This is a genomic window from Nocardia sp. NPDC004168 (assembly GCF_040610355.1).
GTDB classification, from domain to species: Bacteria; Actinomycetota; Actinomycetes; order Mycobacteriales; family Mycobacteriaceae; genus Nocardia; species Nocardia sichangensis.
This window is the reverse complement of sequence record NZ_JBEXME010000005.1, coordinates 322,681-338,636: the sequence shown is the minus strand read 5'-3', so window position 1 is coordinate 338,636 and position 15,956 is coordinate 322,681. Positions and strand designations below refer to the sequence as shown.

The window sequence follows — 15,956 nt, the reverse complement described above, 5'->3', positions numbered from 1 at the left end:
CGCGTCGGGCCCGAACCGATCGCCGGGATCGAACACACCGAGCAGCCGTATACCTGACGAGCAGGTGCGATATACGAGAGGGTGTTGCCTTCGGCTGAACAATCACGCAGGTGGTCGGCAACCGTAACTTTGCGGCATTCGATACCACGGGCGCGGGCAGACCCTGGCGCACGCGGAACACCGGATAGGCCGAGCTTCGTTGACCACCAGCTTATTGCCGACGAATGTATGCACGATAAGAGACTTCGAATGGCCGGCGTCAACCAAACCGGTGAAGACGAAGTCGTACATGGTGAGGCGTCTTCCGCATTCGCAGACGATTTTTTGGAGGTAGTACTCGTCGCCGGCGAGCATGCCCTCTCGCAGGTCGAGGATCCGCTCCGTCCGTGCGATGTCGACGTCATCTGATTTGGTCGACTTCGTATCGTCTCTGAGTTCGGCAACACTCGGTCCCGATTGTTCGAATTTCTCGCGGGACAGCGAAACGACTCGATCGTAGTCAGCCATTACCGTCCTCCAGGTTCTGGGAGCCATCCCCTCGGCTGCGGTGTCCGGAGGCCGAGTGTAGCCGCCGTTGGATTCGTGGGCCGCATCCGCTCTGCGTTCTCGTTGGCGTGTCGCTGCGCGCGGAATTCGAGATGATTTCCGAGTCGCCCCCCGGTCGCGCCGTGCACCGGCGCGGGGTGCCGACCGCCGCTCACCGCAGACAGCCGACAGAGTCACCGGGCGGCGGTGGGTGGAGACAGCGCGAGGTGTCGGGGGTAGGTCCCGACCGGACGGTTGCCGACTACGCAGATCGTCCGCAGCTCGCTGTGAGCAGTAGGGGCCTCTGTCTCGTTCGGAGGAGCCAGGCGGCTGCGATCGCGCCCGTACCGACGTGATTCTTCGGTCGATGGGCGGGGTAGCCCAAAGGCACGGAATCTTCTGACGCGAGGCTCGCGGGAACACCGTGGCCTCGGGATCTAGCGGATGGTGAGGACGACGGATCATGACCGGTTTGAGCGAGGGTGTCTATCGGATCGTCAATGTCGGCGCCGGTTGTGTGCTGGCGCTCGACAGCGCTGATCAGGTGACGGTGGTGGCGGAGCCAGGTGTCGAGGACGGCTGGCAGCATTGGCTGTTGTCCAGAGCGCCGGAATTCGGCGAGGGAATTTGGTATATCGGCAGCGGACGCACCGGCACCAGGCTCGGACTCGGCGACGGGGTGGTGAGCGAGGGAACCCACCTCGAGTGCAGTGGGACGCCGATGGGGTGGCAGATCACCGCCGAGGAAGCCCACCCCGACTGTTACCGCATCGCTGTCTGGGCCGCCTGCGAGTTCGTCCTCGACCTGCCCGGTCACGACGGTGAAATCGGACCCGAGCAGATCGGGCTCGCGCGATCCGCGCCGATCAGCCGCACCCAGCAGTGGCAATTCCAGCACACCTGATCATCCGCCGGACGGCGGACAGCGCGATCGAACAGGACGCTGTTCAAAACTCAATCATGTGGAACCCCGGTCGGAATGGGCGCGCGCAGTAGTCGGTGCGCCTCGGGTGTGCCGTCGAGGGCTCGGGTGGGTTCGCGCCACCGCAAGGTTTCTCGATGATCACCGGGAGGGGATCGGGTATCGGTCGGCGGACACAGTCGACGATGCCAGAATCCGAACGAACGCGTGTACCTCCGCAAGAGTGTGCGCGGGCATCATGGTGTCGCAGAACGGCAGGGCTGCCGCCATCGCGCCGGTGGCCGGCTGGAACCCGGACTCGCCCGCACGGGGATTGAGCCAGATGACGCGCCAAGCCCGGCGTCTGATCCGGGCCATCGCGCGGGCCAAGAGATCGGGAGTGTCGCTGTCCCAACCGTCCGAGGCGATGACGACGACGGCGCCGCGCACTGCGTTACCGGACGGAGTCGCCAGCAGTGTGCCGAGGCATCGGCCGATGTGCGTGCCGCCGTAGCGGTCGAGCACCTTGTCGTTGGCCCGGGCCACCGCCACCTCCGGGGAACGGTGCGCGAGCACGGGGGTGAGCCTGGTCAGGGAAGTGGAGAAGGCGAACGCCTCGGGTCGATCGGACGAACGGCGTTGCATGGCGGCCCGCATCAGGTGCAGGTAGATCGTCGAATACGGCTGCATGGAGCGGCTGACGTCGCAGATCATGACGATCCGGCGCGGGCGACGCCTGGGACGGGTGCGGACCAGCACCGCCGACTCCCAGCCGGTGCGCCGCGAGTGGTTCATCGTCGCCCGGAAGTCGATCCGCTTGCCATGCGGATCACTTTCCTGGCGCGTGCTGCGGCGCTGCGGCCAGAGCGCCGCCGCCTGTTCCAGCCAGGCGCCGATCGTTCGCAGATCGTCCGGATCGAAGCAGGCGAACGGTTCCTGTTCCCGTGCGGCGAACCGGCTCGGCAGCACGTCCGGCAGCGCTGGAGCCTGGTCGGTGGACCGGTCGGCGCCGGTTGCCGATCGCGGCGTCGCCCAGGGGACATCACCGCCGTGCCGAGACCGCCCCCGACCGACTGTGCCCGGCGCCGACGCGCGTTCGGCCGGTAGTCCGTGCGTCCGGCTCGCCGGGTCCACACCCAGCACCGCGTCGGCGAACACCGCCGCGAAGACCGCGTCGAAGGCGGCGAGATCTTGCATGCGATCGACGAGCGTCAGTCGCATGGCCCAGTAGAGTTCGGTGCGCGAGCGCGGCGCCATGCGACGCCAGGCTTGCACGAACAGCGCGGGACCGCTCGGCGCCACCGCGACGCCACTTCCCCGCAGCCGCGCGACCACCGCGACGGCGAACGCCGCCAGATCCACGCCGCGCAGCAGTGCCGCCCGCGTCATCGATTCGTGCGTATCCGCTTGCGCAGCAAAATTATTCCGAGCACTGCCGCGAGTGCGAACACGACCGCGGGCGCATATTTCTTGATCATCGCGGGCCCCATGAGTTCGACAAGGTCCAGCGGCGCGGGCTCGGGCGGCGCCACCGGCTGTGCTGCTCGGCGGTCCGGCTCGGCTACCGGCTCCACAGAGGTCTCATCGGCAGCCGCGAGTTTCGTTTCCAAGGATGTGACGAACTGATTCATCATCTTCTCGGACACCTGTTGCAGCATTCCGCTGCCGAACTGGGCGAGTTTGCCGACAACCTTGAGGTCGGTGTCGACGGTGACCCGGGTCCTGCCGTCGTCCGCGCACAGCCGTGTGGTGATGGTCGCGGCGGCGTTCCCGGATCCGTGCGAATCCCGGCCGCGCCCGCTGATGACAGCACGATGGTCGTGTTCGTCGCGCTCGACGAACTGCGCTTTGCCGGTGAATTCGCTGGTCACCGGGCCGACTTTGACCTTCAATCTGCCGAGGAAGTCGTCTCCCTGCCGTCCGACCATCTGTGCGCCGGGCAGGAGCGGGACGACCTGTTCGAGGTCGGTCAGTACCTCCCAGGCCCGCTCGACGGGTGCGTTCACGGTGAACTCGTTGGCGATCTTCATTGCGGCATCCCTCTCATCCGGTAGCCAGGTCTCGCGTGTATTCGTCGAACGCCTCCCGCACGGTCGCGCGGTCGTCGGGCGTCTTCGCCAGCGCGCTGAGTGCTGCGACCGCCTCCGGCGCGACGAGATCGGCGACATCGAGCGTCGCCAACGCGGCGATCCAGTCGATGGTCTCGGCGACGCCGGGCGGCTTGTCGAGATCGAGACCGCGAGCGTGCGCGACGAACAGGGTGGCATGCTCGATCAGCGCATCGGTCGCCCCGGGCACGGTGCGTCGCACGATCGCCACCGCGCGGGACGGTTCGGGGTAGTCGATCCAGTGGTAGAGGCAGCGCCGCCGCAGCGCGTCGTGCAGGTCGCGACTGCGGTTCGAGGTCAGCACCGCGAGCGGCGGCCGCTCGGCGGTGAAGGTGCCGAGTTCCGGCACGGTCACCGCGGCCTCACCGAGGAATTCCAGCAGCAACGCCTCGAATTCGTCGTCGGCGCGGTCGATTTCGTCGACCAGCAGCACGGGAGGCGTCGGACCGCGATAACGGACACAGCGCAGAATCGGACGGTCGACCAGGAATGCCTCGGTGAACAAGTCGGCTTCGGTGAGATCGGCGCCGCGCGCCTCGGCGAGCCGAATGCTGAGCAGCTGACGCTGGTAATTCCAGTCGTACAGCGCTTCGTTCACGGTGAGGCCCTCGTAGCACTGCAGGCGGATCAGCGGAGCGGCGAGCGCGGTGGCAAGGGTCTTCGCCGCGGTCGTCTTGCCGACTCCCGGCTCGCCTTCCAGCAGTAGGGGCCGACCCAACGTGGTGGCCAGATAGAAGGCGGCGGCGGTACCGGTGTCGAGCAGGTAGTCGTCGGCGTCGAATCGCCGGACCACGTCCTCGATATCGGCGAACGGCGACATCATGGCGAGGTCGAGGCGCGCAGGCGCTCGTAATCGGCCCAGGTGTCCACATCCAAGGGCACCGCTGCGTCGACGTCGAGCCGGGACACCGGGACGCGGCCCGACTCGATGATCTTCCAGACCGCCTTGTCGCCGTGCAATCGGGCCAACGCGCCGAACAGGCCGCGGGGCAACCAGAACGGATGCCCGACGCCGTCGCGGTAGCCGCAGACTGTGATCGCCGCGGTCGTCGCGTCGGCGATCAGTCGTTCGACGGTCGCGGCCGACAGACCCGGTTGATCACCGAGCATCAGCACGATTCCGGTGGCCAGGGGATGTACCGAGCCCAGGGCCGAACGCAACGACGAGGAACAGCCCGAACCGAAGTCGTCGGCCACGACCACCTCCACACCGGTGAGATCGACCTGCTGCCGGACCGCTGCGGCCGCCCCGCCGAGGGTGACGATGATCTGACCGAAACCGCAGGCTCGAACCACCTCCAGTGTGGCGCCGAGAAGTGTCGTATCCCGGTATGGCAGTAGCTGTTTCGGTGTGCCGAGACGCCGTGAGGTTCCCGCCGCGAGTACGACCCCGGTGACGAATCCGTTTGTCATGAGCCCGTCTTCGCCTCGGCGAAGGAAGTGCGGCAGCCGGAGCCGCAGAACCAGTAGTCGACGTCGTCGATGGTGAGATGTGGTGTGTCCGGCCCGACCGCCACGGTCATACCGCACACCGGATCGAGCGCCTCGAACGTGACGCTCGACAGGCGAACCGGGATGGCCAAGCCGCCCTTGCGGATCGCCTGGATCACTTCCGCGACGATCGAGACGGCGATCTCCGCCGAGGTCTTGGCGCCGATCGGCAGGCCCACCGGGGTGCGCACGCGCATCTGCTCGGCTTCGGTCAAGCCGAGCTCGTCCAGAATCGACGCTCCCCGGATCTTGCTGGCCACCAGACCGACATACCCCACACCCGAGTCGAGCGCGGCGCGGATCGTCTCGGCTTCCGGGCCGCCGTGGCTCGCGATCACCACCGCGGTCGTGTCGGTCAGCGAATCCGGCGAGTCGGATCCGCCGATACCGCGCTGCACATCGAATCCCACCAGTGCGCACAGCTCGGCCAGTGCGTCCGCGATCGGTGTCGCGCCGCAGATGCGCACCAGAGGAGCCGGGACCTGCGGCTCGAGGAATATCTCCAGCGCTCCGCCGGACAGACAGGGATTCACCACCACAGCCGCGCCGGGGGCTTCGGGAAATTGCAGGTCGCCGTCGGGCAGCACGCGCAGCAGCACGCTCTCGTTCGATTGCAGGGCGCCCAGCGCGGCCTTGCGGACCGAGTTCTGGGCGCACTGGCCGCCGACGAATCCTTCGATCGTCCCGTCCTGCAACAGGATCGCCTCGTCCCCGGCATGCGCCGAGGTCGGCTGCTGCGCTCGGACGACGGTCGCGTGCACGAACGGAGTCCGGGTCCGAACCAGTTGCTGGGCACGCTCGGTCATCTTCATCGGTGTTCCCATCGCTCCCACCCCGCTCAGACGGGCGGTGTGGCCCGGCCCTGCATCGCTTCCCAGACCCGCGACGGCGTCAGCGGCATGTCGGCGTGCCGAACCTTATAGGGCGCCAATGCGTCCACCACCGCGTTGACCACTGCCGCCGGTGATCCGACGGTCGCCGATTCGCCGATACCTTTCGCGCCGATCGGGTGGTGCGGTGAAGGAGTGACCGTGTACCCGGTCTCGAAATGCGGAACTTCGAGCGCGGTTGGGATGAGGTAGTCCATCAGGGATCCGCCGAGGCAATTGCCGTCCTCGTCGAAGGCGATGATCTCCATCAGCGCCATGCCGATGCCGTCGGTGATGCCGCCGTGCACCTGACCCTCGATGATCATCGGATTGATCCGGGTCCCGCAGTCGTCGACGGCGAGGAAGCGCCGGACCTTCACCACGGCCGTCCCCGGGTCGACATCGACGACGCAGAAGTACGCGCCATAGGGGTAGGTGAGATTCGCCGGGTTGTAACAGATCTGCGCGTCGAGTCCGCCCTCGATACCCTCCGGCAGATCACCCGCGCCGTGTGCTCGCATCGCGATCTGCTGGATCGTGACGGCCGCGGACGGGTCGCCTTTGACGTGGAACAAGCCCTTCTCCCACTCCAGATCGGCGACGGATACTTCGAGCATGCCGGACGCGATGATCCGGGCCTTGTCGCGCACCTTCCGCGCCACCAGCGCGGCAGCGGCGCCCGAGACCGGAGTCGAGCGGCTGCCGTAGGTGCCGAGGCCGAACGGGGTCTGATCGGTGTCGCCGTGGACGACGTCGATGTCGTCCGGCGGTATCCCGAGTTCCTCGGCGACGATCTGGGCGAACGTCGTCTCGTGTCCCTGCCCCTGGGTCTGCACCGACAGCCGCACAACGGCTTTGCCGGTCGGGTGGACCCGCAGCTCACACCCGTCGGCCATCCCGAGCCCGAGGATGTCCATATCCTTGCGCGGTCCCGCGCCGGCGGCTTCGGTGAAGAAAGCCATCCCGATGCCCATCAGCTCACCGCGGGCGCGCTTTTCCCGCTGTTCCTCTCGCAGGGCGTCGTATCCGATCATGTCCATCGCCAAGCGCATGGTCTTCTCGTAGTCACCGGAGTCGTAAACCCAACCGGTCTTGCTGGTGTACGGGAACTGTTCGGGCCGGAGCAGATTGCGCAGCCGTAGCTGCGCCGGATCCATCTTCAGTTCCTGCGCGAGGCAATCCACCAACCGCTCGACGAAGTAGACGGCCTCGGTGATCCGGAACGAGCACGCGTAGGCGACGCCGCCAGGGGCCTTGTTCGTGTAGACCGCCGTCATCTTGCAGTAGGCGGCCTCGATGTCGTAGCTGCCGGTGAAGACACCGAAGAAGCCGGCCGGATATTTCAACGGGGCGGCCGTGCCGTTGAACGCGCCGTGATCGGCGAGCACGGTGGACCGGATGGCCAGGATCTTGCCGTCGGCGTCGGCCGCGATCTCACCGAGCATGATGTAGTCGCGGGCGAACCCGGTGCTGGTCAGGTTCTCGCTGCGATCCTCCATCCATTTGACCGGTTTGCCCAGTAGCAGCGACCCGACGATGGCGCAGACGTATCCCGGGTAGATGGGCACCTTGTTGCCGAAACCACCGCCGATATCGGGTGCGATCACCCGGATCTTGTGCTCAGGCAGCCCGGCCACCATCGCGTAGAGCGTGCGATGGGCGTGCGGCGCCTGACTCGTCGACCACAGGGTGAGCTTGCCGGTCACCGGATCGAGATCCGCGACGGCGCCGCAGGTTTCCATCGGGGCGGGATGCACGCGCGGATAAACGATCTCCTGCTCGACGACGACGTCCGCACGGGCGAACACCGCCTCGGTCGCGGCGGCGTCACCGGTCTCCCAGTCGAAGCAGTGGTTGTCCCGCTTGTCCTCGAGATCGTCTCGGATCACCGGCATCTCGGGCGAGAGCGCGGTCCGGGCATCGATCACCGGAGGGAGCATGTCGTACTCCACGTCGATGAGTTCCAGCGCGTCACGCGCGGCGTAGCGGTCCTCCGCGACGACGAAGGCCACCTCCTGGCCTTGGAACCGGACCTTGTCGGTCGCCAGCACCGCCTGCACGTCGTTGGAAAGCGTCGGCATCCAGGCCAGTCCCTTGGCGGCGAGGTCCGCGCCGGTGACGACCGCCTTCACCTTCGGATGCGCCTGTGCCGCGGAGACGTCGACGCTCACGATCCGCGCGTGCGCGAACGGCGAACGCAGGATCGCCATATGCAGCATGCCGGGCAGTTGGACGTCGTCGACGAAATTGCCGCGTCCGCGAATGAACCGGGGATCCTCCTTGCGGAGCATCCTGCCGTGCCCGCACGGCCTGCGGTCGTTGTCGACGCGGTCTTCCGGCCGGGATTCGACGGCGGTCATGATGTGCTCCCTACCGGCGCCGCGGTGGGCGCGGGTTCCGGCTCCGCCGCTTCGCCCCGTTGCTTCGCCGCGGCCCACTGGATCGACCGCACGATGGTGGTGTATCCGGTGCAGCGGCAGATCTGGCCCGAGATCGCCTCCCGGATGGTCTGCTCGTCGGGATCCGGGTTGCGGTCGAGTAGTGCCCGGGCCGTGATCATCATCCCGGGCGTGCAGAATCCGCACTGCAGCCCGTGACACTGCATGAAGCCTTCTTGCACGGGATCGAGCTTGCCGTCGACCTCGAGTCCCTCGACGGTGCGCACCGAACGCCCGCCGGCCATGACGGCCAGCATCGTGCACGACTTCACCGGTTCGCCGTCCACCTCCACCACACAGGTGCCGCAGTTGCTGGTGTCACATCCCCAGTGGGTTCCGGTGAGCCGCAATTGGTCTCGTAGGAAGTGCACGAGCAGGGTGCGCGGCTCGACGTCGGCGCTCACCTGCTCGCCGTTGACGGTCATGGTTACCTGCATGGCTAGTTCCCTCTCAGCGCGGGATCGTTCGGTACGCGCTCGACCGCGGTGCGCAGCGCGCGGATCGTCAGTTCGGAGGCGAGGTGGCGCTTGTAGTCCGCGCTGCCACGCGAATCGGAAGCGGGTGAGCACGCCGCGCTCGCCCGGCGGCCCACCTCCGCGAAGATCTCTTCGGTGGGCGCCTCACCGATGAGCAGGTCCGAGGCGGTGGCCAGCGCCGCCGGATCGGGCTCGACGGCGGTCAGGCCGATCCGGGCGGCCGCTATCGCACCGTCGCGCAGTGTCACCGTCGCGCCTGCCGCCGCGATCGCCCAGTCGCCGACTCGGCGCTTCACCTCCTTGTAGGCGCTGGAGGTCCGATGCCGCACGGGAATTCTGATCTCGATCAGAAGTTCATTGCGCATCATGGCGGTCTCGTACGGGCCGACCAGGAAGTCGTCCATCGCGATCTCCCGGTCACCGGACGGTCCGCGCACCAGGCTGGTGGCGCCGAGAACCGTGCAGACCGTGGTCAGATCCTCGGCGGGATCGGCCTGGCACAGCGAGCCGCCGATCGTGCCGCGGTTGCGCACGACCGGGTCGGCGATCACGCGCTCGGCGTCACGGAAGATCGGGCATACCGCGGCGAGATCGTCGGATTCGAGCAGATGCCGGTGCCGCACCATCGAGCCGATGCGCACCAGGGTCGGATCGGTGACTATATAGCCCAGCTCGGCAGCCAGGTCGTTGATGTCGATGAGATATTCCGGATTGGCCAGGCGCAGTTTCATCATCGGCAACAGGCTGTGCCCGCCCGCGATGATGCGCGCCTCCTCTCCGAGCCGGTCCAGGAGTCCGATGGCGTGATCCACGCCCGTCGCGCGCTCGTATTCGAATGGTCCGGGCACCTGCATGTGACCCACCTCACGTTCATGGGGAGAAGCTCAGCTTCTGCGCCGCTGAACTGGGGGTCAAGGCCGGATTAAGTAATCACTTAATCGGCTGTCGGTGCCGTGTGGTGAATCCGTCCGCCGGTTCCGGTCAGCGAACGGCCGTGCCCACCCCAGCGCCGCGCGATGATCTCGGCCGCGATGGACACCGCCGTCTCCTCCGGCGTCCGGCCGCCCAGATCCAGCCCGATCGGGCTGGCGAGCCGGGCGAGTTGCTCCTCGGTGAGTCCGGCCTGCCGCAGGCGCGCCAGCCGCTGGTCGTGCGTGCGGCGCGACCCCATGGCGCCGACATAACCGATCCGCGGCGCCCGCAGGGCCACCTCGAGCAGCGGAACGTCGAACTTGGGATCGTGGGTCAGCACGCAGACGACGGTCCGCGCATCGACCGCGCCTGCCGCGATCTGCGCGGTCAGGTAGCGGTGCGGCCAGTCGACGACGACCTCGTCGGCGGTCGGGAACCGGGCCGAGGTGGCGAAGATCGGCCGCGCGTCGCATACGGTCACCCGGTAGCCGAGAAATGATCCCTGCTGCGCCACGGCGGCGGCGAAATCGATGGCCCCGAACACCAGCATCCGCGGCTGCCTGGCATGACTGGCGACGAAAACCGCCATGCCCTCGCCGCGACGCTGCCCGTCCGGGCCATAGGACAGCACCTCGCTGCGGCCCGCCGCGAGCAACCCGGCCGCGTCATCGATCACCGCGTCGTCGGTGCGCGCCGACCCCAGCGTGCCGCGCGCGTCACTCGGCCGGATCAGCAGCCGCCGCCCGATCCGGCCGGGGTCCGGGTGCTCGATGACGGTCGCGATCGCGACCGGCCGGTGCTCGGCGATGTCCGCGGCCACCTCGCCGAGTTCCGGAAACGTCTTCCGGGAGATGGGTTCGACGAAGATGTCGATGATGCCGCCGCAGGTGAGGCCGACGGCGAACGCGTCGTCATCGGAGAACCCGAACCGCTGCAGCACCGGAAGACCGGTGCGCACGACATCGGTGGCGAGTTCGTAGACCGCGCCTTCGACGCAGCCGCCGGAGACCGAACCGCCGACCGTACCGTCCGGGGCGACGACCATGGCGGCGCCTGGCGGCCGCGGCGCCGAGCGGAAGGTGCGTACGACCGTCGCGACCCCAGCCGTGCCCCCGGCGTTCCACGTTGCCATCAGATCCGTGAGCACGTCCTGCATGATGCGTCCTCCGGGCGCGATACGGCGGTAGGCACCGCGTCCACCTCCAAACTAGACTCGGATCGTGACGCCCGCCCAGCTTCGGGCCTACTCGACCGTGGTGCGGCTCGGCTCCGTCCATGCGGCGGCCAGAGAGCTGGGGATGTCCGACGCCGGTGTCTCGTTGCACATCGCCCAGCTGCGCAAAGAGCTCGACGACCCGTTGTTCACCCGCGCCGCCGCGGGGCTGGCCTTCACGCCCGGCGGATTGCGCTTGGCCAGCCGGGCCATCGAGATCCTCGGACTGCAACGGCAGACCGCGATCGAGGTGAGCGAAGCCGCCCATGGCCGACGGCTGCTGCGCATCGCGGCATCGAGCGCGTTCGCCGAACATGCCGCGCCGGGCCTCATCGACTTGTTCGCGGCGCGGGCGAAGGATCTGGCGGTCGAGCTGAGCGTGCACCCCACCAGCCGGTTCCGGGGTCTGATCGAGACCCGTGCGGTGGACATCGCGCTCGGGCCCGGGCCGGAGAACGCCGACACGGCCATCGCCGCCCGGCCGTTCCTGAAGTATCAGATCATCTCGGTCGCGCGCCCCGACAGCCCCCTGGCGGGCGCCGCCGCACCTCCGGCGCTGCTGCGGGAGCAGCCGTGGATGCTGGGTCCCAGCGCGGGCAGTGTGGACGGGCACATCGCGACGATGCTGCGCGAGTTGGCGGTACCCGAATCCCATCAGCGGATCTTCCAGAGCGACGCCGCCGCTCTGGAAGAGGTCCGCCGGGTCGGAGGCATCACCCCGACGATCGGTTTCGCCGTGGCCGCCGATCTCGCGGCCGGTCGGTTGATCCACGTCAAGGGACCAGGGCTCCAGGTATCCGACGAGTGGTGCGCCACCACGTTGCCGCCCGATTCCCGCCAGCCCGCGGTGTCGGAACTGCTGCGGTTCATCACCACCCCGCGATGCATCCAGGCGATGATCCGTGGGTCCGGCGTGGGCGTCACGCGGTTTCGCCCGAAAGTGCATGTGACCCTGTGGAGTTGAAACCGCGACTGCTGCGCACCGTTGACGGGATGCTTCGCCTCGAGTCGGCACGACGGCCTCGATGGCGGAGTCGATGTTGTCGGCGATGCGGAACATCTGGCCGCCGCGGGCCGCGACGTAGAGTTGGGTTTACACGGCCGGCAGGAGGCTGATGTGAGCGAGCCGGACAGGATCATCCAGCATTTGCGGCGGGCCCTCGGCGCGGAGGACGGCCTTGCCGCCCGGCTCGAGCACTCGTTGGTTCAGGCCCGCGCATCCGCGCAGCCGCAACTGGACCCCGCGCTTTTCGCGGCGCTGGATTGGCCGCAGAATCTCGAGCAGTACGAGGCCTACCTGGAGCGTTTCCTTCGCTGGGTGCCCGTGGAATCCGATGCGCCCGTCTGGACCGCACCCGCGCCGGAGCGGGGTTACGCAGGTGAGGTCACCGATCGGATGTGCCACTTCTTCTGGCTCGTCGACCAGCACGTGGGCGATGACCAGACGGCGATCGCCGAGTCTTCGGCGGCCTTCCGGGATTGGGTTACCGAGTTCGCGCGCGAGTGGGGCGGCTTCCTCGACACCACCCGGTCCTTCGGCCCCGAAATCCTGAACAGCTTCATCGACAACGCCCCGGAGTATCGCGTCGGGGAGTCGTTCGTCGACGGCATCCCCAACATGCCCAGCGGCTGGTTGACGTTCAACCAATTCATCGCCCGCGAGCTCAACGGCGGTCTGCGTCCGATTTCCGACCCGGGCGACAACCGGGTGATCACCTCGCCGGCGGACTGCATCTTCCAGCATCAGTACGCCATCGACGCCGGATCGAACATTCCGGCCGTCCCCATCAAAGGCACCCACAGGTACGGCAACATCACACGACTCCTGGCGGGCAGTCGCTACGCCGAGAGTTTCGCAGGGGGAACGTTCGTCCACTACAACTTGCCGGCCTGCGCCTACCACCGCTTCCATCTACCGGTCTCGGGCCTGGTCGCGGAGTCCTACCTGATCAACGGCAAGGTTTTTCTGAAGGTCGAGATCGACGATCACCACCTGGTCTGCCGAGACGACGCCCAGACGGGCTATCAGTTCTCTCAAACCCGCGGTGTCGTCACCATCGACACCTCCGTCGCACCGGCCGGTGACATCGGCATCGTCGCGGTCGTTTGCGTCGGCATGTCCCACGTGGGTTCGGTCGTGCTCACCGCGGTCGAGAACAGGCAGATGGAGAAGGGCCAGCAGTTCGGCTACTTCCAGTTCGGCGGCTCCGACATCATCCTCCTCTTCCAGAACAAGCTCGATCTGCACGTGAACACCGACGACGACTACCGGCTCGTCGGATCACCCGCAGCGCACTTCGCGTCGGCGACCAACCGCTGACTTGAAAAGCTTTGCGACCACGAGGCTCTGGGCCGCGACCGGTGCGGCGGGCGTCAGGGTAGGGGAGGAAGTACGACGGGGGAGTGGCGTCTTGGTGTTGGGGATCCACGGCGTCAGCTGGTTGTTCTCACGACGCGCCGGATAGCCACTTCCGGAAGCGGCCGGAAACGGAATCTTTGCGCCGTGGTGGTCGGCGGGTGGGGTCGAACCAGCTGGGCAACGGTTCTCGCGCGGCGAGCCAGGTTCGCGGCACTCCTCCGAGCGGGCCGGGGTGCGTGTCGGTGCCGGTGTGGGCGGCGACGATTCCGCCGACGATGGCGCTCGTGGTGTCGATATCGCCGTCCGCGGCGATACACGTGGTGATCGCGGCCGGGTAGTCGTCGAGATGCGTCGCCGCTACCCAGATCGTGAACGGCACCGTGTTCTGCGCGGTGACCCGGGATCCGTTGCCGAGTTCGTCCGCGGCCTCCTCCGCGGAGGCCTCGAGCAGACTTCGAGCACGGCGAATCAGGCGGGTCGTCTCGCCATCGTCGAGGCGGTCGAGGACGCCGGTGATGAAATCCGCTGGCGTGGGCCGACTTCCGCGCAGGCGAGCATGTGCGGCCTGACCGGCCGCGAGCGCCACCGCGACCGCGCCGAGGACGCCCTCCGGATGCAGATGCGTCACCTGCGCCGATCGCGCCGCTTCGGCGGCGATCTTTTCCGGATCGTCGGCGTAGAAGGCGCCGAGCGGAGCGACCCGCATGGCCGCACCGTTTCCACAGGATCCCTGGTTGTCGTACACGGCTCCGGCCGCCTCCCGCCAGTGCACGCCGTCGCGGATCCGGCGCAAGGTACCGACCGCCAGGAAGCCGTAGTCACGGCTCGGGTCGAATCGGCGCGCGAAGGCGGCGGCGAGCCGATCCTGGTCGATCCCACCGCGACCGATGAGTTCGGCAACCACGGTGCAGGCCATTTCGGTGTCGTCGGTCCACCCGCACTGCCGGGCCGGGAGATTGCCGGCCCGAAGATCCGGAATCGACCGGCCCATGATGGGAAATTCCGCTCCCAGCGCGTCTCCCACGGACAGTCCATCGAGTGAATCGAGCATCAACTCAACATGCATCGCGTCTGATGGTAGCCATCCGAAACGGCGGTACATACGAATGCGCAGGCTGGGCCGTACCTGAACCGAGCGCTGACGGCGGAACGCCCAGCTGGGCGAGATGGGTGAATTCGCTGCCGTCGGGCGCCACGGGAACAATTGCATGTTCATACTTAGATATGCGCATCAAGATATGTATCACCCGTAGAGCCGTTGACGGCAATGCAGCGCTTGTCCTAGCCTCGGCGAGGTGAACAATGATCACCCGGCGGTCGTAACCACTTCCGTCTCGTGTGCGGGAGATCTGGACGGCCTCCGCTTCGTAGATGTCCGTGGGGTGACTCGACGGCTCATATGTGTCGATCACGTGGGGGGAGGCACTCGCCGCGTCCTTGGGCCTGCTCGCGGCGCGGGATCGGCGCGATAGCGATGACCAAGCGCGGGTTGACCCGGGATCGTCTGGCCGACATCGCTCACGATTACGTCTCGGAGAACGGTCTGGACGCGCTCACGATGCGACGGTTGGCGGCCGCGGCGGGGGTGACGCCGGGTGCGTTGTACAAGCATTTACGGGACCGGAAGGATCTCCAGCGTGCGATGGCCGACACCATTTTCCGGGCCGTCGACCTGTCGGATATCGACCTCGGCAACCCCGATGTCGCTCAGACGATGATCTGCTGTCGGCGTATTCGTGCGGCGATACTTCGTTTCCGTGAGGGAGGGCGCGTCGTCGCGGGCTCGTACTCGCCTTCGCCGGAGACCATCAGAGTCTCCAGTACGCTGACGACACTCCTCCGCGGTGTGGTTCTGCCGCAGTTCGGCGTCGGCGAGATCGTTTTGGTATTGCGTTCCTACATCACGGGTTTCGTCATCGAGGAACAGGCCTATCTCGAACTGAGCAACGCGGGCGAGTGGGATTCCCTGGTGGCGCGAATTTCGACCGGTGATCATGCCCGGCAGGAGGGCGCCGACGATGTCCTCGCGATTATGACCGGTGATCGGGATCTGAGGTTCGCGGACGGATTGCGCGCTGTTCTCTACGGCAAGGTTCGAGATTCGGCGAACATCCCTGCCCCGGTGCATAACTGACCGCGGCGTCGGATTCGGCCGAATCGACGGGCGCGGCCGCATCATGGCTGATCGGCTCAACCGGTTCGCGGTCTGTCCGGACGTCGACGCATCGGCGAAGGCGGTGCGCTTCATATGCATCTGCGACCTGGGTCGGCGCGTCGGGCCTCCCGGGTGCGGGGTGGCAGCGCGACGGGGTGAATCGGCATCCGAGCCTTTTGTATGCCTACGGTAAAGCCGAGGTCGGGAAGATCGCGATCGGAACGCGCTACGGCGGGCGCATCGAGTCATTTGCTCCGTACCCCGGGTGAGGAGGTGAACCCGGGACAACTACGCGGTGCCTCGTCACGGGGTCGTCCGGTGGGTCGCGAAGTGGCGGGTTCCCCGTTCGTGGGAGGGGAGACGTCTGCGAAAGGGAGACGCCGTTCGCGTGCAGGTTGCGGCGCCACAGCTCTCGGTACTCGCTAAAATATTCGAAACCGACCAGTAATTCGCGTTTCTGGTTTCGTAGCGGAATCCGACGACGCGAGCGTACGCGAGGCGAAAAGATT

General features: G+C 67.1%; 15 protein-coding genes and 1 pseudogene. 5 read left to right on the top strand and 11 right to left on the bottom strand.

The genetic code is table 11. The features are described from left to right. Nucleotides 1-102: 102 nt before the first annotated feature. A complete protein-coding gene (locus tag ABZW96_RS13395; RefSeq protein WP_355074274.1) occupies nt 103-507 on the bottom strand; it encodes a hypothetical protein in 405 nt (134 codons plus the stop codon). A gap of 481 nt (nt 508-988) precedes the next feature. On the opposite strand from ABZW96_RS13395, the gene ABZW96_RS13390 reads away from it, so the two are divergent. Further along, a complete protein-coding gene (locus ABZW96_RS13390) occupies nt 989-1,429 on the top strand; it encodes a hypothetical protein (protein WP_355074272.1) in 441 nt (146 codons plus the stop codon). 159 nt (nt 1,430-1,588) lie between these two features. Here the strand turns inward: ABZW96_RS13390 and ABZW96_RS13385 are convergent, their stop codons facing one another. The 9 genes from ABZW96_RS13385 to ABZW96_RS13345 all read right to left on the bottom strand — a co-directional run bounded on the left by ABZW96_RS13385 (nt 1,589) and on the right by ABZW96_RS13345 (nt 10,876). Continuing rightward, nucleotides 1,589-2,815, bottom strand: a complete 1,227-nt coding sequence (locus tag ABZW96_RS13385) for a VWA domain-containing protein (RefSeq protein WP_355074270.1) — start codon at nt 2,813-2,815, stop codon at nt 1,589-1,591. Next, the gene (locus tag ABZW96_RS13380; RefSeq protein ID WP_355074269.1) at nt 2,812-3,456 is read right to left on the bottom strand and encodes an SRPBCC family protein; all 645 of its coding nucleotides are present in this window, start codon (nt 3,454-3,456) and stop codon (nt 2,812-2,814) included. The genes ABZW96_RS13385 and ABZW96_RS13380 overlap by 4 nt, the downstream gene beginning before the upstream one ends. 13 nt (nt 3,457-3,469) lie before the next feature. After that, on the bottom strand, nt 3,470-4,357 hold the full coding sequence (locus ABZW96_RS13375; RefSeq protein ID WP_355074267.1) for a MoxR family ATPase: 888 nt from the start codon (nt 4,355-4,357) through the stop codon (nt 3,470-3,472). Then, nucleotides 4,354-4,947: a nucleotidyltransferase family protein gene (locus ABZW96_RS13370; RefSeq protein WP_355074265.1), complete on the bottom strand. Its 594-nt coding sequence runs from the start codon at nt 4,945-4,947 to the stop codon at nt 4,354-4,356. The genes ABZW96_RS13375 and ABZW96_RS13370 overlap by 4 nt, the downstream gene beginning before the upstream one ends. Continuing rightward, entirely contained in the window at nt 4,944-5,837 is an 894-nt protein-coding gene (locus ABZW96_RS13365) for an XdhC family protein (RefSeq protein WP_355074446.1), read from the bottom strand. The genes ABZW96_RS13370 and ABZW96_RS13365 overlap by 4 nt, the downstream gene beginning before the upstream one ends. 26 nt (nt 5,838-5,863) lie before the next feature. Continuing rightward, a complete protein-coding gene (locus tag ABZW96_RS13360; protein WP_355074263.1) occupies nt 5,864-8,254 on the bottom strand; it encodes an aerobic carbon-monoxide dehydrogenase large subunit in 2,391 nt (796 codons plus the stop codon). Beyond that, nucleotides 8,251-8,769: a (2Fe-2S)-binding protein gene (locus ABZW96_RS13355; protein WP_355074262.1), complete on the bottom strand. Its 519-nt coding sequence runs from the start codon at nt 8,767-8,769 to the stop codon at nt 8,251-8,253. Before ABZW96_RS13355 ends, ABZW96_RS13360 begins: the two co-directional genes overlap by 4 nt. Nucleotides 8,770-8,771: 2 nt before the next feature. Beyond that, a complete protein-coding gene (locus tag ABZW96_RS13350; RefSeq protein ID WP_355074261.1) occupies nt 8,772-9,662 on the bottom strand; it encodes a xanthine dehydrogenase family protein subunit M in 891 nt (296 codons plus the stop codon). Nucleotides 9,663-9,742: 80 nt separating this feature from the next. Beyond that, entirely contained in the window at nt 9,743-10,876 is a 1,134-nt protein-coding gene (locus ABZW96_RS13345) for an XdhC/CoxI family protein (RefSeq protein ID WP_355074259.1), read from the bottom strand. Between the two features lie 64 nt (nt 10,877-10,940). On the opposite strand from ABZW96_RS13345, the gene ABZW96_RS13340 reads away from it, so the two are divergent. Together ABZW96_RS13340 and ABZW96_RS13335 are read left to right on the top strand one after the other, a co-directional pair. Continuing rightward, nucleotides 10,941-11,897, top strand: a complete 957-nt coding sequence (locus ABZW96_RS13340; RefSeq protein WP_355074257.1) for a LysR family transcriptional regulator — start codon at nt 10,941-10,943, stop codon at nt 11,895-11,897. Between the two features lie 153 nt (nt 11,898-12,050). After that, a complete protein-coding gene (locus tag ABZW96_RS13335) occupies nt 12,051-13,253 on the top strand; it encodes a phosphatidylserine decarboxylase (RefSeq protein ID WP_355074255.1) in 1,203 nt (400 codons plus the stop codon). A gap of 127 nt (nt 13,254-13,380) precedes the next feature. Here ABZW96_RS13335 and ABZW96_RS13330 read toward each other — a convergent pair whose 3' ends face one another. Further along, nucleotides 13,381-14,358: an ADP-ribosylglycohydrolase family protein gene (locus ABZW96_RS13330; RefSeq protein ID WP_355074253.1), complete on the bottom strand. Its 978-nt coding sequence runs from the start codon at nt 14,356-14,358 to the stop codon at nt 13,381-13,383. Nucleotides 14,359-14,691: 333 nt separating this feature from the next. Here ABZW96_RS13330 and ABZW96_RS13325 point away from each other — a divergent pair. Both ABZW96_RS13325 and ABZW96_RS13320 read left to right on the top strand, forming a co-directional pair. Beyond that, nucleotides 14,692-14,922 (top strand): annotated as a pseudogene (locus tag ABZW96_RS13325) (helix-turn-helix domain-containing protein); the annotation flags it as partial. A gap of 12 nt (nt 14,923-14,934) precedes the next feature. Next, nucleotides 14,935-15,426: a TetR/AcrR family transcriptional regulator C-terminal domain-containing protein gene (locus ABZW96_RS13320; RefSeq protein WP_355074444.1), complete on the top strand. Its 492-nt coding sequence runs from the start codon at nt 14,935-14,937 to the stop codon at nt 15,424-15,426. The last annotated feature ends 530 nt before the right edge of the window (nt 15,427-15,956 follow it).